This is a genomic window from Paenibacillus sp. Soil724D2 (assembly GCF_001427935.1).
Taxonomy (GTDB): domain Bacteria; phylum Bacillota; class Bacilli; order Paenibacillales; family NBRC-103111; genus Paenibacillus_E.
Map to the genome: position 1 here is coordinate 82,249 of NZ_LMRY01000007.1, position 22,844 is coordinate 105,092.

Sequence of the window (22,844 nt, forward strand, 5' to 3'; positions counted from 1 at the left end):
ACAAACAACAATAATCACTCCCCCGATCAGGCTTTATTCAACTAGAAACAATGATTCGTGAATATCCACCCATACCCTCGCTTGTCCTTAATCTTTTCCGGTATTCTGAAGGTGTATGACCAAAATGCGTTTTAAACACACCGATAAAATAACTCAAGGTATTAAAGCCGACATCCAGTGAAATCTCTGTAACCTTCTTGTTGGTATCCTTCAATAGTAAAGCCGCTCGCTGTGCACGCACTTGGTTTAAGTACTCCAGTGGACTTTTTCCTGTAAAACCCTTGAAGTATCGGCAGAGATAAGACTCGCTAAAAGAAACGATCGCCGCGAGGTCCTCCAATCGAATCGGACTGCTATAGTTTACTTGCATATATTCGATAATCAGCTTTAATCGATCTATGTGCGTAGGATTGACGGAAAGCGGAAGCTCACGAAAAGCGGGACCTCCCAGCATAATTAGCTTTGAAATGATCAATTGAAGCAATGCTTTTGTAGAAAGCTCATATAACGGCCTTTCATTAATATTCAAATCGAACACTTGCAGCAACAACGCCAATAGCTCTCTTTCCTCTGCAGTATGATGGCTGATGTGGGCAGGAGCGACAAATTTCTGCTGGATTAGCGGATTAATATATTTCTCACGAACGAGATCAAACCTCTCGCCTCCCAATATATCCGAATGAAACACCACGGCGGTGAAGCAGCATTCTTCGTTTGCGGATATACGACCAGAATGAAGCTGACCGGAATTCATGAAAATCGCTTCCCCGGCTTCCAATTCATAGTCATCCATAGAAACACGGAATACCGCCTTACCCTTGGTAAGCATGAGAAACTCCAGCTCATCATGCCAATGGAGTTCAAGCAGTTCTTCCCCTGGCTGGCAGCAGATTTCATACACTCGGATTGGATAAAGCGGATCACCGTGAATACGGTCCTCTTTTAAATTGGCTTGATGCATAGCGATAGTCCCCCTCTAGAGAATTTCAAAGTGTATGTCAAAATACTGATATTATTTCACAATATAACGAAAGGAATGGAGTTTTTAAATCAATATAATTATATTACAACACTTTGAAGGGATGATGGTAATGAAATTTTCTAACGGTTATTGGATGGCAAAAGAAGGATATACCGTCCTTAATCCTGTCGATGTTCGCGATGTACACCAAGAAGATAGCAGTCTGACTGTATATGCTGCCGCGCGGAAGATTCAGCGAAAAGGGGATACTTTAAATGGTGCGATGTTGACATGTGAACTGAGCTCGCCCCTTCCCGATATCATCCGTGTCCGCTGGACTCATCATGCAGGCAAACGTTCGCAAGGACCCGCTTTTGAATTGTTCGATAATCCGCAGACTCTTATTTCTTTCGATGACAGTAACGATCATGTGACCATGACATCCGGCGGATTAAGCGTAAAAGCCAACAAACATAGTACGTGGGGAGCTGAATTCTCTTTCGAAGGCCGTCGTTTAACTGGCACCAACAGCAAGGGTGCAGGGCATATTACGACAGCTAACAAAGAAATTTATTTTCGCGAGCAGCTTGAGCTTGGTATTAATGAGCATATTTACGGATTGGGAGAACGTTTTACAAATGTAGTGAAGAACGGGCAGACCGTAGATATTTGGAACGAAGATGGCGGCACGAGCAGTGAACAAGCCTACAAAAATGTGCCCTTTTACTTATCCAGTAAAGGATACGGTGTTTTCGTCAATCATCCCGAACACGTATCGTTCGAAGTCGGCTCTGAGGTTGTGTCCAAAGTCCAGTTCAGCGTACCAGGCGAAAGTGTGGAGTATTTCATTATTGGCGGCAAAACGCTAAAAGATGTTTTAAATAATTACACGAAGCTTACCGGCAAACCCGCTCTGCCGCCGGCATGGTCGTTCGGTTTGTGGTTAACAACCTCCTTCACGACAGATTATGATGAAGCTACCGTGAACAGTTTCATTGACGGCATGTTTGAACGAGACCTTCCGCTGCATGTGTTCCATTTTGATTGTTTCTGGATGAAGGAATATCAATGGACCAACTTTGAGTGGGATGCCGATATGTTCCCCGATCCGGTAGGAATGCTGGGACGGCTTAAGGACAAGGGATTGAAAATATGTGTCTGGATCAATTCGTACATTGGCCAGAAATCGCCGCTCTTTCAAGAAGGCATGGACAAGGGCTATTTGGTCAAAACCTTGGATGATCACGTTTGGCAGTGGGATCTATGGCAGGCCGGCATGGGGCTTGTCGATTTCACCAATCCGGAAGCCACAGAGTGGTACAAAGGTCATTTAAGACGGCTGATCGATATGGGCGTGGATTGCTTCAAAACGGATTTCGGCGAGCGCATCCCGACCGATGTGAAATACCACGACGGTTCGGATCCATTGAAAATGCATAACTACTATACATTCCTATACAATAAAGCCGTATTTGAAGTACTGGAAGAAAAACTCGGCAAGAACGAGGCCATGTTATTTGCCCGCTCTGCTACGGCTGGAGGACAGCAATTTCCCGTACACTGGGGCGGCGACTGCTCGGCCAACTACGACTCCATGGCGGAGTCGCTTCGCGGAGGCCTTTCACTCGGTTTATCCGGTTTCGGATTCTGGAGCCATGACATTAGCGGTTTTGAAAAAACAGCCCCGCCCGATATTTATAAACGCTGGGTAGCCTTTGGACTGTTGTCTTCGCACAGCCGTCTGCACGGCAATGAATCTTACCGTGTTCCATGGCTATTTGACGAAGAAGCGGTCGATGTTCTTCGACATTTTACAAAGCTAAAAAGCTCATTAATGCCCTATCTGTTTGCAAGTGCTATCCAATCTACAGAAATGGGGATTCCGATGATGCGCGCAATGGTGCTGGATTTTGCATCAGACCCGTCCACTCATCACCTGGATACGCAGTACATGTTAGGAGATGACCTGCTTGTTGCCCCAATCTTTAATGATCAAGGAACTGTGATGTACTATGTTCCCGAAGGACGTTGGACCGATTTCTTCAACGGAAGAGTTATTGAGGGCGGGAAATGGCAGGAGGAAACGCATGGCTATATGACGCTGCCCTTGCTAGTTAAACCGAATACGCTGCTTGCCATAGGAGCAAATGAGCAGAAGCCCGATTACGATTATGCGGATGGCGTATCTCTTCATTTATTTGAACTGGGGGATGGAGCAGCCGCGGAAACGTCAATTTATGATGTACAAGCTAATCTGCAATTAACCGTAAAAGCAGTCCGAATGAATGAGCTGATCGACATCTCTATTCAAGGCGGAACTAAACCTTACACCCTTGTACTAAGAGGCAATCAAATCTCATCCGTAGAAGGCGCATCTTGGACAAGATCAGCTGATGGCATCGTGCTAACTCCCGAACCCGGCACATCAAAGATAGCAGTAAGATTGTAATAAATAAACGGCTGGCCCTGTTATTCATACAGGGTCAGCCGTTTTCCACTTCTGCAAGGATTAGCAGTTATACACCGGTCTATAACTACTGTATAATTTATAAGGAATTCACATTCCGGTTACTAACCAGACATACGATAAGGAGCTCGTAGATGCCATTAAAGGGTTCGGATTTATCAACGCCAAGCAATCGTAAAGATGCCAATCAAAATACACTAAGAGTTCTAACTGCTGCTTATAAAATTTTCGCTATGAAAGGCTATGACGCCACCATCGAAGAAATTGCTAATGAAGCAGGGGTAGGCGTAGGAACTGTCCATCGGCGATTTTCCAACAAAACCGTGCTAGCCACTGCTGTAGTCACCGACATTTTCCAAAAAATTAAAGAAAAGCAATTGCAGGTCGTCAAAATGGACATGCCCGCTGATCAAAAAATCCGACTTTTATTTGATATCTTCTCAGCTTCGCACTTACAATATGGAAAAATACATAGTATGGGGCTCCATTTGGCAACAATAGGTGAATTGGGCGATGATATGAGAGCCTCCCTATTAACTGCCCTAGAGGGCAGCGTTCTAGATATCATTCTACAAGGCCAAGAAGAAGGAATATTTAGAGAAGGCGATCCGAAACTGCTGGAATTGCTCATTATCAACATGATTAACCCCCATCTCATTCTAAAATTAAAAGAGCATGTTTCCGCGGAGAAAATTACAGAAACGGTTTCCGACATGATTCTATTAGGGCTTGTAAAGCAATAAAAAAAAGGGCTGTCTCAAAAGTAGATAAATCACTACTTGAAGACAACCCTTTGCTTATTTGATCCATTTAAATTACACAGAAACACCAGATAAACGCTCAGCAGCTTTTTCAGCTTCTTTGTTAGCATTTGCTAATATTTCATCTCGATTTAGGAATGCAGTTCCTTGAGCTCTAATGATTTGGTAATCCTCAAGTCCAATGAAATTAAACATGGATTTGAGGTATTTATGTGAGTATTCAACTTCTGTATACCAATCATTATTGGTATATACCCCGCCGCTTCCTTGAATGACAAGAATGCTGCGGCCGTCTTTTAACAAGCCCTCTGAACCGGTATCCGTATATTTAAAAGTTTCACGGGCTATAAGGATATTATCCATATAATCTTTGAGCTTGGATGGAATGTTAAAGTTATGCAATGGCATGACAATGACATATTTATTCGCGCTTTTGAATTGCTTTAGTATCTCGGACATCCGACTAGTAACCTCTTGCTCTTCGTCAGTTAACTGCTCTCCTTTTGCCAACTTCTCCCATGCACTTAGGACCGTACGATCAACGGAAGGAACACGATCATCATAAAGATTAATTTGTTCAATGGTCTCCGTTTGATTTTGTTCCTTATACGCCTTCAAGAAATGGTTTAAAACCTGCAGACTAAAAGATGATGTAGAATCTACTTTGGGATGAGCATTAATAACAAGCATTTTATTCATCAAAATCTCTCCTTCTTAATGATCATTTGAATATTCCAGCAAAAATAATTGCCAAAAGCCAAATAAGCGTTAGATTTCTATCGGTTATTGTCTTTTTATAATGCAAGATTGCGGAAATCAGAAATACAACAATAATGATAATTATTATCATGAGAGTCCAAATCCTTAAATATATTCTTTGCAAAACAATATTGGAATATTCCTCCATGAATGATAATTAACCCAAAAGGAATTAAAATTCCATATGACAAATTGATAATATCATACGACTTGATTAACCGTCAATTAAACGGAATATAGATTCCGATTCTATAGATTTACTGTGGCTTTCATCAAAAAAAAGCATACTTAACAATGATATTTTCACTGTTAAGTATGCTTTTTCACTTAAACAATGCGAACGGGCAATCCCGATTTCGCTGATTTGAGCGCAGCAACAGTTACCTGTTGTGTCTTAAAAGCATCCTCATAATCAGAAAGAATACGCCCGGTATCCCCTGTTTTCAGTGCATGGATGAAGGCTTCATTTTCTACGTAATAGGGATTAACCAATCTTTTAATTTCAGAGGTTGCATGAGCTTCGATCAATTTCAAGCGCTCCGTATCCCACTCCAGCATGCCCTCCTGCGTATAGCAGATAATACCCACTTTGCCCAAACCGCTAGGCAGTACACACGTATTAGAAATATTAGCGATAACTCCGCTGCTAAATTTTAGGGTCACCGTTCCTACATCAGCTGCCGTTACCCCATCAAATTGCTTATGCATCACTTGATTGCCATACAAAGCGTAGACTTCTTCAATCTCTCCAATACAGTAACGCAGAATATCGACCAAATGTGTGCTTTGTTCTATGAATTGTCCGCCTGATCTCTCTTGATCTCTCCACCATGCAACCTGGGGCATATTTCCCATCCAATTACCTGTAATCATGCCGACATTTTGCTGGCTCAACAATTGTTTCATCTGACTTACTGTATCTGTATAACGAAAATGATAGCCTACGGATGTAATCAGGGGTTTCATGCGTAATTCGGTTAAAATCTGATAGGGCTGCTCAGCATTCACACCAAGTGGCTTTTCAACAAAAAAAGGAATGCCTCTTTCAATTAGCTCGATTTCAAATTCCCCATGCGACATTGGCGGTACTAGAATATATACGGCATCCAAGCGTTCGGAGTCCAACATCTCACTAACACTTTCATAGCTGGAGGGAATGCTGTATGCTGAAGCGAACTCCTCCGCTTTTGCCTTACTCGTCCCGCATACCGCTTGGATCTGCACGTCTTCCATCTCGGTTAAAATTTTTGCGTGCATCTTACTGAACCCGCCTGTACCGATAATACCGATATGTAACATGATTACTTGCTCCTATTCTTATCATATTTTTGCACAACCGAATAGGCCGCCTGCCGCGTCTACCCATCCACTCGCTGCATCGCAAAGTTGCTTGCTGACCAGTCGATTTATTATACCATCATACATAAATACAGGGTCAGTGTTCATCGAGCATTCGTATAGAAATAAACAAGAGAGCTAATTCTTCCGACATTCGAAGAACAAGCTCTCTTATCTGCTATTTTATAAGAAAGATCTTTCTATTAAGGACGCATCATGATCCTATCCTGCAGATCGCTGTCGACTCTCGAACGATCAATTCGGGTTGCAAAATGACGGAAGAATTTCTTTTGGATCCTTGGATCAATTTCAGTAAAAGACGCACAGCATGCTGGCCCATTTGCTCCATAGGCTGGCGAATGGTTGTAAGTCTCGGATGGATTTCCGAAGCAAACACTTGATCATCATAACCGATAACAGAAAGATCACTAGGAATCTTGTAGCCTTCGCTCTGAAAAGCTTCCATAACACCCAGTGCTAGCCCATCATCCCCTGCGAAAACAGCTGTTGGAATGATATCGTTTTTTATCCATTCTTTCGCAACATTAAAGCCGGTACGGATACCGAATTCGGTGTGTGAAATCGTTAAAGATGACAGCCCGGCTTCTGCCAAAGCTTTCTCATAGCCCCGTTTTCTTTCCCGAACACTAAGAAAATGCTCAGGGCCGCTTACATGTGCAATTCGAGTATGGCCTAGATCAAGCAAGTGCTTGGTGGCTTCATAGCCTCCGTTGTAATTGTCTACATTCACGGTTAAAGCTCTTGTATTTTCAACATGATTATCGATGATAACAAAGGGAATTTTCTTCTGTTTTAACTCCATAACATAGCGTTCTTCATTCAGTGGCGAGAGAACGATAATACCATCTACTCGATCTTCCTGAAATAAAAAATTTTCTTGTTCGTCCGGGTCATCTTTCGTCGAAGAGAAAACAGATAAGGCAAGAAAATAACCATTCTCCTGCAAACATTCATTTACTTTATGTACTATACCATCAAAGACAGTATCCTTTAACGTTACCATCGTAAGCCCGATTAAACCCGTTGATCCTCGTGCTAGACTACGTGCTGCGGAATTAGGTCTATAATCCAATTCTTTAATGGCTTGCAGCACTTTCTGACGATTGCTCTCCCTCACGGACGCCACATTGTTCAAAACTCTGGATACAGTAACGAGAGAAACACCTGACTTAGCAACGACATCTAAGATACTCACTTTTTTCATTTCAATCGAACTCCCTGTCCAGTAATTTCATTTGAGGGAAATCACAGCCATAATTTTAATTATTATAACGTTTATACATAAAATTATATAAACATAAATGAACTGTGTCAACAAAGAGCTGTAAATAACAATTGACAAGGATAATACCAGCATTTAAAATTTATCTTGTAAGTATAAACGTTTATATATTTAGGGGGTGGCGCTTTTTGAATGTATAGGAACTATGTCTTCTTAACTAATTAAAGAAGTGCGTTAAGGTTCGGCCGTATGTCCAATATGATTGATGAAGGAGATCCAATGATGAAGATGAGAAAAGTGCTTGGTTTAACCGTTGTTACCACGTTCATGTTATCAGTCATGGTTTCTGTAGGCGTACCCACCACGAAAGCAGCAGCAGCCCCCCTCGTATTAGGCTATTACACCGTAGATTCTGGGAATGACCTCAATACATATGGCAGCAACCTTACACATGTTTCTACAGATACATTTAATACCGATGTAAATGGCAATCTAATTGGTACAGTGCCTACTGCAGCTGTATCTTACGCAAATACGAATGGACTTGTGCCATACGCCCTTGTATCCAATTACAGCGATGTCGTTCATGATTGGGATAGTTCCCTCGCTCATTCCGTACTGACGAATTCTACGGCAAGAAGCAATTTGATTACGAATATGCTGAATCTTGTGAAAAATAATAATTATAAAGGTATTAACATTGATTTTGAAGGCATGTTAGGAACGGAAGGTCCTAATTTTACTAGCTTCGTTCATGATGTTGCCGCTGTCATGCATGCCAATAATTTGTTAACCATGGTTTCTGTACCAGCCAAGAGTGTAGATGACCCCAACGATTCATGGACATATCCTTTCAACTTTACGGCACTCGGCACGGATGCGGATTTGCTGCAAATCATGACATATGATGAATATGGCGTTTGGAGCGGTCCAGGTCCAGTCACAAGCAAATCTTTTATTACGAATGCTTTAAATTATGCTGTCGCTCACGTGTCTCCTCAAAAAGTATTAATGGGAATTCCGGCATACGGGAACGATTGGAATTTGTCTGACGCAACCGGAAACAGCAATCAACTTATTTATTGGAAAAATATACCCCAATTGATTTCAGATACTCACGCCACACCCGTAAGAGATACTACGAGCGGTTCTATGCATTTTACTTACACGTTAAATGGTAAAAACCATGAAGTCTGGTATGAAGATTCAACAAGTATTGCTCAAAAAACAAATTATACGATCAGTTACGGATTAGCGGGTGTTTCGGTTTATTGCTTAGGTGAAGAAGATGCCAATTTCTGGAGTGCTATTCACACTGGTTTACAGACATCGGCTACAGGGCAAGCCATTCCAGGTAAAATCGAAGCGGAGAGCTTCAAAGCTATGTCTAGTACTTCGACGGAACCAACTTCGGATGTTGGCGGCGGACTCGATGTCGGTTGGAATGGCCAAGGCGGTTGGTTGGATTACGCCGTTAACGCACAAACAGCAGGTGTTTACAACGTTGATTTCCGTGTAGCGAGTCCCGTATCTGGCGGTGTTTTCCAAATTAAAGATGCTGCGGGTACTCTGCTGGGTTCACTCAATATTCCGAACACAGGCGGCTATCAAACATGGCAAACAGCAACAACTGCCATCACTTTACCTGCAGGGGCACAGACACTTAGGATTTCTCTTCTTAGCGGAGACCCTAACCTAAATTGGCTTAATTTTACGAAGCAAGGGTCAGGGGCGACAGGAGTCGCTTTGCCGGCAAAAATTGAAGCCGAGAAATATGATGCTATGTCCGCCACTTCTACGGAAACAACAACGGATACTGGCGGTGGATTAAATGTCGGTTGGAATGGTCTAGGTGGCTGGGTCGAATATAAAGTAAATGTTCAGAACCCTGGCACTTATTCGCTTCAATTGCGAGTTGCAAGTCCGTTTAGCGGTGGAAAGTTTCAAATCACTTCTAACGGCACAACCATTGGAACATTTACCATCCCGAATACAGGCGGCTATCAAACTTGGCAAACAGCGAGTATGAATGTGACACTGCCCTCCGGCAATCAAACGATTCGTATTAAATTGACAACTGGTGATCCTAACTTGAACTGGTTGAACTTTGTCAAAACGCCTTAATCCATCTTGAATCATCAGAGGCTGTCCCGAGAGCAGTTAAGGCTGCTTGAGCGACAGTCTTTTTGGCGTTATGGTTGGGATATACGATAAATAAATAAGCCCGAAATCGACTTCTCCTCAGACTGTCCGGCGCGTCCATACAGAATAAGCTCGGAAAAGGAGCTTATTCTGAAGCGCGCGAGTAAATAAGGGGGATCCTTGCTTACCCCACACCTCAAACATATAAATTCTGGCGTGTTCATAAAAACAGGCTAGACTCAGAGCTTCTAACCTGCTCCAAATCTAGCCTGCTTCTTCATTTATATAAACGTTTATATATTATGCCTGAAAAAATTGAGGCAGAAATGCTTTATTTTGCTCCAACATTTCTGCTAGCATAGGTTCGGCAACATTCACCGAAGGAACCAAAGGGTGATTGGCTAACGCAAGAAGCGCAAGATCACGATTGCCGCTTACCGCAGCTTCAATGGCTAATTGTTCATACGTTTTCACCGCATGTATTAAGCCTTTTACAGCAAACGGAACGTTAGAGACAGCAAGCGGGATAGGCCCCTGCTTCGTCACGAGACAATTAACCTCAATGCAAGCATCCGGTGCTAAGAAGTCCAAAATACGGCCATTAGGAATATTCAACGTCTGGATATCCCGCGTATCGTTATACAACGACTTCATTAAACGAACTGCTGCCTCCGAATAGTAGGCACCTCCGCGCTTTTCCAGTTGCTTAGGCTTCTCTGCTAAATTCGGATCCTTATACAGCTCAAACAATTCATCCTCCAGCTGCTTCACAATCTCAGCGCGAGTGCCTACTTTCGCAGACGACTCCAGTTGATCCTGAAGCATCTCCTGCTTGAGGTAGAAATATTTTAAATAATACGAAGGGATTGCCCCCAATGAACGAATCAGGCTCTCATTCCATTCGGATTGCGGCACATTTTTGGCTGAATATCCCTGGCTGTTACCCAGCAGCTCCTCAAGCTTGGATTGACCATTCACGACAACCTGTGTCACCCAATGCAAATGATTTAAACCAACGAACTCCGCATAGATTTGCTCGGCTGGAACGTTATAAAGCTCCATCAGCCATTTATATACACCCGTAGGTGCATTGCACAGCCCGATAGCTTTAATTTTGGAGTATTTATTAACCGCTTCTGTTACCATACCTGCTGGATTCGTGAAGTTAAGCATCCATGCATCTGGACAAAGCTCTTCCATGTCTTTACAAATATCAAGCAAAGCAGGGATGGTCCGAAACGCTTTGAGCATACCGCCTGGGCCGGTAGTTTCCTGACCGATGACGCCATATTTAAGGGGGATCGTTTCATCCCATATCCGAGCTTGGAGAAGTCCAACACGCATTTGGGTAGACACAAAATCGGCTCCTACTAGTGCTTCTCGGCGATTAATCGTTAAGTGAACCTCAATGGGTAAGCCTGATTTCTCAACCATCCGCTGTGCCAATTTCCCGACAATATCGAGCTTATGCTTCCCTTCCTGAATATCAACCAGCCAAATTTCTGTAACGGGCAACTCCTTATAATGAAGAATAAGGCCTTCGATCAGCTCAGGCGTGTAGGAGGAACCCCCACCAATAACAACGATTTTCAAGCGTTTATTCAACTGTGACAACTCCTTTGAGGTTGTTAATGCTTCTGACCTGCTCGTAAATCTTATCCGAAATGAGTAATCCATCGTTTTCCATAGCACTTAAAATAGCCCCAACAACAGGCTCTACAGTAAGCACTTGCAAACTGCATTCGGGCGCTACCCTGAATACCTCTTTAGCAATATAAGGGTGAATATAGCTTCCTTCGCCTTTCGTTATCACACTTCCAGCTAAGACCAGATCAAACGTATCCGCATGCATACCAAGCTTCTCGATAACCGCTCTGGCAGATAGCCCTAATTCAGTTCCCTGTTTTTGTAAAATGTTAAGGGATACCGGATCTCCTTTCGTCGCTGCTTTAAATAAGAGCTTCGTTAAACTGGAAGGAATCTCCCTATGATGGTCTAAAGAATGATGAAACATCTGCTCCACCGACGTATAGCCTAACGCTTCAAGGACCAGAGGAGTTAGCAGAGTCGCTTGACCGCGTCCCTCCCAGGCTCGGATGACCGCACGGAAGGCTTCTACCGCCAGTTCGCTCCCCCCGCCAAAATCGCCATATGGATAACCAAAGCCTCCGCACTGCAATGTGTCTCCAAGCGAATTTACACCTGCACAATTCATCCCAGTACCACAGATTACCACAACACCCGATGGCCTTGTTGTTCCTGCACGCAAAGCAATCATCGTGTCGCAGACAATGCTATATCGAGGAAATTGAAGCCTTTGGATCATCGGCCGCAGAATTTGGAAATCCGCCTCCCGATCTGCCCCTGCTAATCCGAACCAAGCGACAGCAATTTCGTGCGGCTGTAATCCCGCTTGGCTCAGTGCTTGGTTTACCGCCTCTTGAATATTTCGTTCAGCTAACTCGACATTGATCTGATGGTTGCCGGGTCCGCTATTTCCACTTGCAAGTAATAAGCCTTTTTCATCGGTGATGACCGCTAAGGTTTTACTTCCTCCAGCATCCAAACCTAGATAGTAGTTCATGTATGCCACTCCATCCGGAAAGTTAATTTATTTCTTATACTTTGCATTTATTTCATTCAGCAACGCATTTACCTTTTTATCAATTTCCGGACTCACATCTTCCACAGTTTTCTTGCCATTATCAAGTGGATCCATTTCGTTATTAACAATATTCAAAATTTCCGTGTAGTTGGCAATCAAGTGATTATAAGATTCGATCCCATATTTAAGTCCGCCGTCGACAACCTTCTTCAAATCCTTAGGATCGATCGCTGGCGCAAATAGATTGAAATATTTTTCGGCAGCTTGTTGGTTAGACGGCGGGGTGCCTCCGCTTAATTCGATTGCTTTCTCCTGCACGCTTTTGTTTAGCTGGTACTTAATCCATTCGTAGGCTTCCTTCGGATGCTTGGAGTCTTTAAGAATAAGGAGCGGATCGATATACAAGACATCGCGAGCTTTGTTGTTATAACCAATCGGGACTGCTGCAACCCCTACTTTGAAGCTGTATTCTTTCACGGAGGCCAAAATCCAAGCACCAGCTACTGACATCCCTATTTTGCCTGTTGCAAAAGGATCTCCGCCATCTCCTGCTACCGCTTTTTTAAACTGGTTGTCTGGCATAACCTTGTCTTTCCATATCAAATCATTGACCCGATTATTCGCTTTGATCACTTCAGGCGTATTAAAATACGATGCCGTCGGATGGCCGCCATTGGTCCAGGTATCATCTGAATATATTTTCGGTCCGAAATAGATCAGTCTCATATCCTTCTCGGCCCAGCCCCAGTCCAAGCCGTACTCTGCCTTTTGAATATCCGTGTTAGGTTTGCTCAGCTTTTTCCCAATTTCAACCATTTTGTCGAAGGTCCATGACTTATCTTCATAATCCGCTGGCGGGTAAGGGATTCCCGCTTTATCAAACATGTCTTTATTGTAAAGCATGAGAGATACATAGCTGTAGACCGGAATGCCGTAGTTTTTACCACCGGACTTATAAGTGTCTAACATATTGTCAGGCATCCCATAATCAGAGGCTTTAAACTGATCCGCAGCCATGAGATCCGTCATATCGCGCAGCATACCCTTATCCAAAAACTCGATGAAGCCAGCCTGCCCGAAATGCGAGGTTACATCAGGTGCTGTCCCTGCGGCGATCATGGATTGAAGCTTAGAATCGAACTCGGCATATGGCGCTTTTGTGATCTTCACCTTGATATTAGGGTGACTAGCTTCAAAATCGGGAACTAGCTTCTCCACATATACTTTGTCAGGGGTGTCCGTAACGAATTGGTTAATGGTGACGACTTCACCGCTTGTCCCGTCAGTCTTTGTTGCATCCTTTGAACTGGTGCAGCCCGTCATTACCAATGCGATTGATGAAATCATTACCATTGAACGTTTCCAAGCTACTTTCCCGTTTTTCCCCATACCCTAAACCCTCCTAGTCATATGTAACGAAATATTTATTTCACTCCAGTCAGCACAACACTTTCCACAAAGTACTTTTGTGCAACTGAAAATAAAAACACAACAGGAATCATGGCCAGAATGGCAGCGACCATCACCAAATTCCATGGAATTAGGCGTGTAGCTGAGCCATACATCGCTGACATGCCGATGGTAAGCGTGAATTTGTCGGAAGAACTAAGATAGAGCACCTGCCCTAATAGATCATTCCAACTGCCCATAAAGGAAAAAATTGCAACCGTAGCCAGTACAGGTCCGCTTAGCGGCAAAGCAATATTCCACCATTGACGAAGCTCAGAGCAGCCATCTATTCTCGCAGCGTCAAACAATTCATTCGAAAGCGAGGTAAAAAATTGCCTCATCAAAAAGATCATATAGGCGGATCCAAAAAAGGCGGGTACCGTAATCGGCAGGAAGGAGTCCATCCATCCCAACTGCTTGAATAAAATAAACTGGGGAATCATCAAGACCGGATAAGGCAGCATCATCGTCGCCAGCAAAAAGATAAATAGCGCATTTTTCGCCTTGGCATCATGACGGGCGAATCCGTATGCAACAAAGGCAGAAGAAATCACCGTACCGATCACGCTTATGAAAGCCACAAACAAGCTATTACGGTACCAGCGTGCATAGTCATATTTGTTGAAAAGTGCGCTAAAGTTACTCCACGCGATATGCTTCGGAATGATCTCTGGTGGAAACCTCAGCACATCGGACTGTGATTTCAAAGCCGTAGAGAACATATTAATAGATGGAATCACCATGATTACAGCTATGGCAACCAGGATAAGGAAAACAATTACATGAAAGATTGACCAGGACGATCTGCTTTTAACTGTGTTCATACGCCATCCCCCGCTTCATAATGCACAAACTTTTTGGAGAATTTCATGATTAAAAAAGTAAAGAACATAACGGCAATTAACAGCAGCCATGCCATCGCAGAGGCGTAACCCATTTTGAAAAATTTGAAACCGTTCTGCCATAAGTAATAAACATAGAACTGCGTAGCATAATGAGGTCCGCCCTTCGTCATAACAAAGGCCTGCGTAAACACCTGAAAGGATTCAATAACACCCATAATGAGCTGGAACAAAATAACGGGTGATATCATCGGGATGGTAATATTCCACAAAGATTGCCAGCGGTTAACACCATCGATTTTACCTGCTTCGTAGATAATAGGCGGAACTCCCTGAAGACCTGCAAGAAATATGACCATTCCCGCACCGGCACCCCACATCGTCATGATGATCATGGCCGTAAGCGCCCATTTCTCATCCTCTAGCCAACCGGGCCCAGCAACACCTACCAGACTTAGCACATAATTAAACATCCCCGTCTTGGAGTTAAATACCCAGAGCCACATCAACGATAAGGCTACACCGGAAATCATGCTTGGAAAATAGAATACGGTGCGAAAAAAACGTTGAAACGGAAGCTTTTGATTGACCAGTAAGGCTAACACCAAAGATAATACAAGCTGCAGCGGAACGCTAAACAAGGTGAAAATCAATGTAGCCTTAACACCGCGCCAGAAGAGCTCATCATGCAGCATCTTGGTATAATTACCCAAACCAATCCACTTGGGCGGATGAGTGATGTCATATTCCGTGAAGCTAAAATACAAAGATGACAATATGGGGTATAGCGTAAAAACAATGGAGCCAATTAACCAAGGAAAAATGAAAAAATAAAAGGTTTTCCCTCGAAATTTTCGTTGTTTGCGTTTCATTTACATCCCCCTTATTATATAAGCGTTTATATTTAAAATATAAAAAAATTACCCACTATTCCCTACAACTTCCAAAAGATTAATTGGACTTTTACTTACCGGTTATGCGCGACGCATTTTTTAGTTATAAATATATAAACGTTTATACTTTACATATTTATATTAATTGGATTCAGCGGAAGTGTCAATTGTTTTTGTTAACAAAAATTTAATAAGCTCATCCAACTGTCATGGTGAAGTAGACTATTGGATGAGCTCTTAAACATTAGCGTGGAACTACTACATAAGCACTTGCAACGGCTGAGTTTCCAGCCTCATCTGTAACCAATAGATGCAATTCCCGAACCGGTTCCGTCTGCTTGAAGAGTTACTTTGATTGGAATCATTTTATTTGCTCAATCATACGAGAATTCATCACGCCAAACGGCTGCTCACCAATACGAATATGCCGATCCTAGAAATATCCGAGGCAGTAGGATTCAACAGCTTTTCCAATTTCGGTCGCTCCTTTAAAAAAGTCGTCGGTTCAACCACGCGTTCTTTCCGGAAAAACAAATAAGAAAAGTAGTTTCACGAAATTCTTCGGCAAATAACGAAGTCCACTACTGATTTCTGTTTTGATCTACAAATAAAGCAAAAAAGGCTTTTCCGCGATCGGAAAATCCTTTCCTCTAAACTTCTGAAGCTTACCCCTATTTCCCTGACTCTTATCATCTTCTGAGAGAAGTAGAGAATTAGGAAAGCAAGTTGTAAAATGTACAACAATTTCCCTTGATTTCTCCTGTATAAGCTGAAGATGTTGTATGGCGTGCAACAATTTAGCCTTATTATAAGCTGTAGAGCTGCTTTGGCTTGGAATTGTTGTATTTTTTGCAACAATCACATGGATATCGTGGATTAACTTGCCTATTGTTGTACAGAGTACAACATTACTGGATAAGAAAGAGAATGTATATCAAATATTAGCCCCGAAATGAAATTTTAGAAAATGAGTGGCGAATCAATCAAATATAGAATTAAGCATATAAATCGTTAGGGATTTAACCATAACGCTCCCATCTTTCGCATACAGTTTTATGCCTGTTGACGAGGATAATGGGAAAATCTGATCAGTCATGACGAGTTTCCCGTCATTCGCAAAAGCTTCGACGGACGATCTGTCCACGAAGATATGCAGTTTAACGTTTCCAGTCTCCGCTTTTAATAAAGCGTTGTGCTTGCAAGCAAAATCACTATGAAAATCGATAGCTCCAGAACGACTGCGATCAATAAACAGCTGTTGCTCATGAGTGCTATATCCAACGATTGTTTCCTCTGATTCGGAGGCTCTTAGCTTCAAACCAAATTCTAGCTCATCATCAAACTCAAATTCAGCGATGATTTCAAGCAAATCGCCATGAGTTATCGTTAATTCTGAATTGCTCAGCTCAAAGGCTGCCCAATTCTGTTCACTCCGCCTTTGAGCCTGGAGCTCACAAATAGGCTTCTGAAGGAGCCGAACTCCCTCCAATTCCGCCGTAAGTGTTAGCTCTCTAGGAAGCGTCATCGCTCCTCTCCAATTGGAGGTTGGAATCACATTGGCATATTTCCAATTGTTCATCCACCCGATAAACAAGCGTCTTCCCTGCTGTTCAGGCACGTCTGACCATGTGACGCCCGCGTAATTATCTCTCCCGTGATCCAGCCAAAGAAGTGGAGCCGGAGATTCTTCTGGGACAAAAGTATCCCCATTGAAAGAACCAATGAAATACTGCGTGCGTGATCCTTCCACAAAGTTGGTACCTTCTCCAATGCTAACAATAAGCACCCATCTCTTGTTGATGGTATCGCCATCTACAGGCAGTTCGAATAAATCTGGACATTCCCAAATGCCGTCATGGGAGCCCTGTCCAACCCCAAATTCACCAGAATGGGTCCAATCAATCAAATTCGGTGATTTGTAAAATCGAATGACGTCACCCGCAGCAATGACCATCACCCAGCTTTGCTGAGGATTGAACCAAAATACTTTGGGATCACGAAAATCAGGCAGTGCTTCTTCTATAAGCACAGGGTTGTTTGCATATTTTGTCCATGTTCGCCCACGATCTGCGCTGTAAGCAAGACTTTGTCTTTGCCTAGTTAGATCAGTCCCCGGCTTCGTATCATGGTGTGTGAAAATAGCGACTAGACCTGACATACCACCAAAAAAGCCACTCGTATCGTGCTTATCTACCACTACGCTGCCTGAAAAAATAGCACCGTGTTCATCAGGCGCAAGCGCTATAGGAAGATGCTCCCAGTGAACCAGATCCTGACTGACAGCGTGACCCCAATGCATAGGTCCCCAAACCGTACTTTCGGGGTGGTATTGATAGAAAAGATGATACTCCCCCTCATAAAATACCATCCCATTCGGGTCATTCATCCACTGATCTTTCGGTGTGAAATGAAGCTGCGGCCGGAATTTAGTTTGATTGTTAGCTGTTATCATGATGCTTCGTCACCTTTCGTATCTCTTCTAGGCTCGGCATCGCCGGTATGGCTCCTCTTCGAGTTGTTGCTAAGGCGCCTGCTGCATTGGCGAAGCTGATCATCCTTCGAATTTCAGTTTCACTCATGGTTTGAATGTCTTGATTAGAATCCATCCAACTGTTAAGGAAGCCTCCAAAGAACGCATCCCCCGCACCTGTAGCGTCTATGGCATCTACTGTATGACCACTAACGCTCCCCGTTACTTGGCCGAATCGGTAAAAAGCACCTTTTTCAGCCAGCGTAATTAAAATGATAAAAGGGCCAAAGGATTCATATAGCATGCGTGATCCCTCTTCAAGATCCGCAGCACCCGTTAGGAAAATGAGTTCTTCTTCGGATATTTTCACAATGTCAGCATGCGCCAAGCCATATTCCATCATACGTTTGGCATGCTCCAAATCGTCCCAAAGCGGAATTCGCAAATTGGGATCAAATGATATTGTGCAGCCGTTTTCTTTGGCGAAGAGGAGGGCTTTCCTTGTCGCGGAGGCCGATGGCTCATTCGTCATGGACAACGAGCCAAAGTGAAATAACTTCGACTGCGCGATCATATCGAGGAGCACCTCATTTTCCGTCAGCAAGGTGTCGGCTCCAGGCTTACGATAAAAGCTAAAGGAGCGGTCGCCACTCGCATCCAATTGAACAAACGCCAGCGTCGTATTTGCCTCATTGCTCATAACTACGCCCTGCGTATCAATTCCGCACTGCCTTAACGTATCCACTAGATAATGTCCGTGAATGTCCGATCCGACTTTGCTGATGAAGCCAGTTCGTTTCCCCCATTTGGCTAAGGCAGCCAGCACATTGGCTGGCGCACCCCCAGGATTTCGTTCAAATAAAGCATAACCTAGCTCTGAGTTTCCAGCTGGTGTGAAGTCGATTAATACTTCACCTAATGCAACGATATCATACATCGCTCTCTCTACCTCCCGATTTTGTTTATCCGCTTTTTCTCTACACCGACACCTGAAATGCCGGTTTTATCCCCCATATTCGCATGGACGTGATTCGAATGTCTCGATCCCCGTGCAAAAGTAACCCTAGCGCGTCCAGCCTAGACGGGTAGGCGCGAGTCGTTAAGCTTTTTAGACCGTTAGCGTAAACCTCGATCAATGAACGATCTACGAAAACCCGCAATTGCAGCGGTTCACCGTGAAGTTCAAGCAGCCCCTCTTGAATGCCAGTCGTTCGTTCACGCGTATCTAGCGTTGTTTTATGTCGATTTACACCAAGCCGCTCTCGATCCTTATCATAGAAGAGAACAGTTTCCTCTTCTCCGTCTGGTGTTCGTCTTAACGAGATTCCGTATTGGTGCTCTGCCCCTGAACCAAATGTTAGCTCTATCTCAAACGTATCACTCCGGATGTGATGCAAGCTCTCATTCACTTCTTCCAAACTAAGATCCCGTACGTTCAGAAGCTCCATCCCCCGGAGTTGACGCATTTCCTCAATGGGTTCGATCCCGAGCAGCCCATCCTCCCTTAGAGTCAAGCTGATCGGCATGCCAGCGCCGTGCGACCACCCGCAATCATAATCGATTTCAGGCGTACGCTCACCCTGCGCAATCGTAAATAGAAGCGATCTTCCGGTTAAGGGATCTACCATGCCGCTCGGACCTGTGAAATGGAAATCACCTACATCGATAAGTCCCGACTCTTCATGATCCGGAATGAACTGATAACGCGCACTATCCCATGCGCCTATCCAATAATTCACTTCTACTTTAGCCTCAGGCCCCCATGGGCTAATCAGCAAAATATGTTTGCCTGTTTCCTTACCATTACGCTTTAACGGCAGCAGTACTGGCAGCTCCCATACAACGCCAAGGTAAGGATATTTTTCATAATTACTTACATACAGCGGGCCTTCACACGTCCAGTTGGTCAAGTTTGCAGAGCGGTAGACCATCGCGGTTCCGCCATGTCCCTCTATCCCCGTGCCGACGAGCATGACCCATTCTTCATTCTCTTTCCATACATAGGGATCACGGAATTCACCAAAGTATCCAACGCCAGACTCCTGAACCACGATGGGCTCGGGATGCTTTACCCAAGTCTTCAAATCTAAGTCTCCATCCCGCTGATAGGTCGTTCGAGCCAGACCCACCGATTGATTTGGAGAACATGCGTTATTCCCCGCTGTATAAAATAATGCCGGATAACCGTGTTCATCATAAGCTGCACTTCCTGACCAGATGCCATCCGGATCAAGGCCGGGCTCCGGCGCCAAAGCTGCCGGAAGGTCCCGCCAATGAACTAAATCTTCACTCACCCAATGTCCCCAATGAATGTAATGCCAGAATGGGCCGTTTGGGTTGAATTGGTAGAACAAATGGTATTGTCCATCGAAATAAATCGGCGCATGCGGTTCGTTCATCCAATGCCCCGGCGAAGTTAAATGATACACCGGACGATGCCGATCCTGAACAAAGTTAGCTCTAGATATGGCCAGGTCTTCGTAAGGAATAGCGGGTGCAGCTCCGCCGTGTTCAGTTAAATAATCCCGGTAAGTTCCCTCAATGTCCGCCTCAGACATCGCGAGGTCATATAGACAAAGTTCATCCATCAAACCGTCGAACATATTCATCGTGAAGGACTCTGCTAAAATAACACCCTTGTTATTGCGCCCGATTATCAAATCTTCCTGACTGGGAGTAATCAAAGTATTCTTCTGAGAATGCTGCTTTACCGCTACCTCACTACCGTTTACATATAACTTCAGCAGTCCAGTTACCGATTCGTAAGTAGCGCAGACGAAGGACCACACTCCCTTAGGGAGCGGATGATCATAGCACCAAACTTCCACCCACTCTTCACCTATCGCAAGCTGTAAGGACCAAGACCCATGACGAGATAATCCGAATATGTACCCCTCGCAGCGTTCTCTATCATGTTGATTCACGATGGCTGCAAGACGCTGCTCATCTCCGAAGTCATAGCTGCGCGGAGCAATCCAAGCGGTAATCGTCAACGATCTCGACAACTGAGGACTCTTGTCTACTGCGCGCTGCAGCCATGTTGAATAACCATCAAACAACAGCGCACTTCCAAGGATCCCTTTACGCCAAACCGGATCTTGCGGCGGTTGAAACCGACCTTTCGTAAGGGCATATTGAATTGAATCCCCATTACCCGAATACGGATCATGCGCAATGCGCCCCTGCCCCTCATCGAAGGACCAATAGGCAATAGGTTCCATGCTCGATACCTCCAGTTTTCCCGTTACTTGGCCGCTTTATTGTAACGGTCCAATGCATCCTGATAGATTTTCAATAAGTCATCTAATCCCATTTTCCTCAATGTCGCTAAATAAGTATCCCATTCCTTCTCAACGCCGCCTTCCATCAACCATTTGGAGCGTTTTTCATTGGTGAGCTTGGCAATGTCGGGTTTGATTTTACTGATTTTATCCAGCTCTTCCGGTGTAAAGAAAATGCTTGGGTAATTCTCTTTTTCCATTTGCGGAACAAAAGTATCTTTAATCCGATTCATTCTTTCCAAGGCACGAGGTTCAGGAGCGACGAGATTTTGGAAATCCTCCGCCAAGATGACGCCGGTCATGTTCGGCGCTACTTTTTGACGGAATTCGCCTGCTGCTACACCTGCATCAAGCGGTTTCTGCACCAGTTTGCCTTCTTTTTCATCGAATACGACGCCAATCGGTCCCCAATGAAGCTGGGCGGCCATCTTTGGCTCATATTGCAAATCTAACCATCTGGCTGTGATTTCTGGATTTTTGTTCACTTTCGTAATGACAGGACCCCCGCGACTCCAAGGAGAACCATTGTTGTATTTCACGACCATATCCTTAAAGGGCGGTACAAGTGCATAATCCTTGGAGCGATCTGGTCCAACAATTTCCGTCTCTTCCCACCAGAGGTAGGATCCAAGCGTTACATCCTTCGTTTTTCCTTTTGCAAAGTAAGGTGCCGGATTATTATTGAAAGTAAATGAATCCTTATCTACGAGGCCCTCTTCGACCCATTTGTGGAAATACGCGACTGCATCTTTATATTTCGGATCTATTGCGGCGTAATTCACCTTGCCATCTTTCACATTCAAGTGCTCGATAAACGAGTTATCGCCAGGCTGATACGTTTTGTCTGGGACGCCGAAAGCTCCGAACAAGTAACCAATATCTCCGGTCCAGAAGGTATTCATGAAGGACATCGGTACTTCATCGGCCTTGCCGTTCCCATTAGGGTCTTTCGTTTTAAAAGCAGTAAGCACATTATGCAGCTCTTCAATGGTCGTCGGCATCTTCAAACTCAACTTATCCAGCCAAGCTTTGTTCAGGAAGAGAAAATCCGGATTCGAGCCGATACCGGCTTGCCCTTTACCCAGCTCTTCCGCCACAGGTAGCGAATAAATTTTCCCGTCAGGCGCGGTAACGAACGCTTTCAACTCCGGTCTTTTTTCAAACAGTTTCTTCACGTTAGGCATATACTTATCGATAAGGTCATTCAGAGGGATGATCGTACCGTCTTTGCTGTATTTCATCAAATCGTTATCCGTGAAACGAGCACCATAGAAGACATCCGGCAAATTGGAGCTGGCAAGCAGTATGTTCTTCTTATCGTTATAGTTCGCTTCTGGGACATTATCCCAATCCACGTGTACGTTCGTCTGCTCTTCAAGTCGTTTGAAGATTTCCATTTCTCCATAATTAGGCGCAAGCGGCGCTTTGGGCGATACCATTTTCAGCGTAACTTTATCCTTAACAATCGGGTAACCGCTCTCGTTGAAGCTTTTGGAGGATGCTTTCTCGCTGTTTTGCGGGGATGCAGATGCGGCATCTTTCGCTGCCGGTGCTTTGTCACTGCATGCTGCCAATACCAAACTTAAGCTCATCGTTACCATCGTTACTGTCGTTAGTCTTTTTTTCATTTGTC

The 22,844-nt window shown here is 44.1% G+C and carries 17 protein-coding genes; 4 read left to right on the plus strand and 13 right to left on the minus strand.

Translation table 11 applies throughout. The annotated features are described in order from the left end of the window. Nucleotides 1-37: 37 nt before the first annotated feature. Complete coding sequence (locus tag ASG85_RS09500; protein ID WP_060646070.1) at nt 38-961, minus strand: helix-turn-helix transcriptional regulator; 924 nt, start codon at nt 959-961, stop codon at nt 38-40. Between the two features lie 130 nt (nt 962-1,091). Here ASG85_RS09500 and yicI point away from each other — a divergent pair, with 130 nt between their 5' ends. After that, nucleotides 1,092-3,410 (plus strand): alpha-xylosidase, encoded by a 2,319-nt coding sequence (yicI, locus tag ASG85_RS09505; protein ID WP_060646071.1) that lies wholly within the window; start codon nt 1,092-1,094, stop codon nt 3,408-3,410. Between the two features lie 152 nt (nt 3,411-3,562). Continuing rightward, complete coding sequence (locus ASG85_RS09510) at nt 3,563-4,171, plus strand: TetR/AcrR family transcriptional regulator (RefSeq protein WP_060646072.1); 609 nt, start codon at nt 3,563-3,565, stop codon at nt 4,169-4,171. A 72-nt stretch (nt 4,172-4,243) separates the two neighbouring features. Here ASG85_RS09510 and ASG85_RS09515 read toward each other — a convergent pair whose 3' ends face one another. From ASG85_RS09515 to ASG85_RS09525, 3 genes are all read right to left on the minus strand, one after another. Next, a complete protein-coding gene (locus ASG85_RS09515) occupies nt 4,244-4,888 on the minus strand; it encodes an FMN-dependent NADH-azoreductase (protein ID WP_060646073.1) in 645 nt (214 codons plus the stop codon). Between the two features lie 387 nt (nt 4,889-5,275). After that, nucleotides 5,276-6,247, minus strand: a complete 972-nt coding sequence (locus tag ASG85_RS09520) for a Gfo/Idh/MocA family protein (RefSeq protein WP_060646074.1) — start codon at nt 6,245-6,247, stop codon at nt 5,276-5,278. Between the two features lie 253 nt (nt 6,248-6,500). Continuing rightward, entirely contained in the window at nt 6,501-7,511 is a 1,011-nt protein-coding gene (locus ASG85_RS09525; protein WP_060646075.1) for a LacI family DNA-binding transcriptional regulator, read from the minus strand. Between the two features lie 297 nt (nt 7,512-7,808). Between ASG85_RS09525 and ASG85_RS36635 the strand changes: the two genes are divergently transcribed. Continuing rightward, nucleotides 7,809-9,653, plus strand: a complete 1,845-nt coding sequence (locus tag ASG85_RS36635; protein ID WP_156396507.1) for a carbohydrate-binding protein — start codon at nt 7,809-7,811, stop codon at nt 9,651-9,653. Nucleotides 9,654-9,971: 318 nt separating this feature from the next. On the opposite strand, the gene ASG85_RS09535 is transcribed toward ASG85_RS36635, so the two are convergent. From ASG85_RS09535 to ASG85_RS09555, 5 genes are read right to left on the minus strand one after another with little or no spacing between them, the layout of a single operon-like run. Then, complete coding sequence (locus tag ASG85_RS09535; protein WP_060646076.1) at nt 9,972-11,276, minus strand: 6-phospho-beta-glucosidase; 1,305 nt, start codon at nt 11,274-11,276, stop codon at nt 9,972-9,974. After that, on the minus strand, nt 11,269-12,255 hold the full coding sequence (locus tag ASG85_RS09540; RefSeq protein ID WP_060646077.1) for an N-acetylglucosamine kinase: 987 nt from the start codon (nt 12,253-12,255) through the stop codon (nt 11,269-11,271). The genes ASG85_RS09535 and ASG85_RS09540 overlap by 8 nt, the downstream gene beginning before the upstream one ends. A 27-nt stretch (nt 12,256-12,282) precedes the next feature. Further along, nucleotides 12,283-13,665, minus strand: coding sequence for an ABC transporter substrate-binding protein (locus ASG85_RS09545; protein ID WP_060646078.1), 1,383 nt, complete (start codon nt 13,663-13,665; stop codon nt 12,283-12,285). A gap of 35 nt (nt 13,666-13,700) precedes the next feature. Beyond that, complete coding sequence (locus ASG85_RS09550) at nt 13,701-14,549, minus strand: carbohydrate ABC transporter permease (protein WP_060646079.1); 849 nt, start codon at nt 14,547-14,549, stop codon at nt 13,701-13,703. Continuing rightward, on the minus strand, nt 14,546-15,439 hold the full coding sequence (locus ASG85_RS09555; RefSeq protein ID WP_060646080.1) for a carbohydrate ABC transporter permease: 894 nt from the start codon (nt 15,437-15,439) through the stop codon (nt 14,546-14,548). Before ASG85_RS09555 ends, ASG85_RS09550 begins: the two co-directional genes overlap by 4 nt. A 376-nt stretch (nt 15,440-15,815) precedes the next feature. Between ASG85_RS09555 and ASG85_RS09560 the strand changes: the two genes are divergently transcribed. Further along, nucleotides 15,816-15,998 carry a helix-turn-helix domain-containing protein gene (locus ASG85_RS09560; RefSeq protein WP_060646081.1) on the plus strand — a complete coding sequence of 61 codons (183 nt, stop codon included), beginning with the start codon at nt 15,816-15,818 and terminating at the stop codon, nt 15,996-15,998. A gap of 441 nt (nt 15,999-16,439) precedes the next feature. Here ASG85_RS09560 and ASG85_RS09565 read toward each other — a convergent pair whose 3' ends face one another. From ASG85_RS09565 to ASG85_RS09580, 4 genes are read right to left on the minus strand one after another with little or no spacing between them, the layout of a single operon-like run. Next, nucleotides 16,440-17,912, minus strand: coding sequence for a glycoside hydrolase family 32 protein (locus ASG85_RS09565; protein WP_060646082.1), 1,473 nt, complete (start codon nt 17,910-17,912; stop codon nt 16,440-16,442). Further along, nucleotides 17,899-18,867: a carbohydrate kinase family protein gene (locus ASG85_RS09570; RefSeq protein WP_060646083.1), complete on the minus strand. Its 969-nt coding sequence runs from the start codon at nt 18,865-18,867 to the stop codon at nt 17,899-17,901. Before ASG85_RS09570 ends, ASG85_RS09565 begins: the two co-directional genes overlap by 14 nt. Nucleotides 18,868-18,907: 40 nt before the next feature. Further along, a complete protein-coding gene (locus ASG85_RS09575; RefSeq protein WP_060646084.1) occupies nt 18,908-21,151 on the minus strand; it encodes a GH32 C-terminal domain-containing protein in 2,244 nt (747 codons plus the stop codon). Between the two features lie 23 nt (nt 21,152-21,174). Continuing rightward, nucleotides 21,175-22,839 (minus strand): extracellular solute-binding protein, encoded by a 1,665-nt coding sequence (locus ASG85_RS09580; protein ID WP_060646085.1) that lies wholly within the window; start codon nt 22,837-22,839, stop codon nt 21,175-21,177. Nucleotides 22,840-22,844 lie beyond the last annotated feature (5 nt).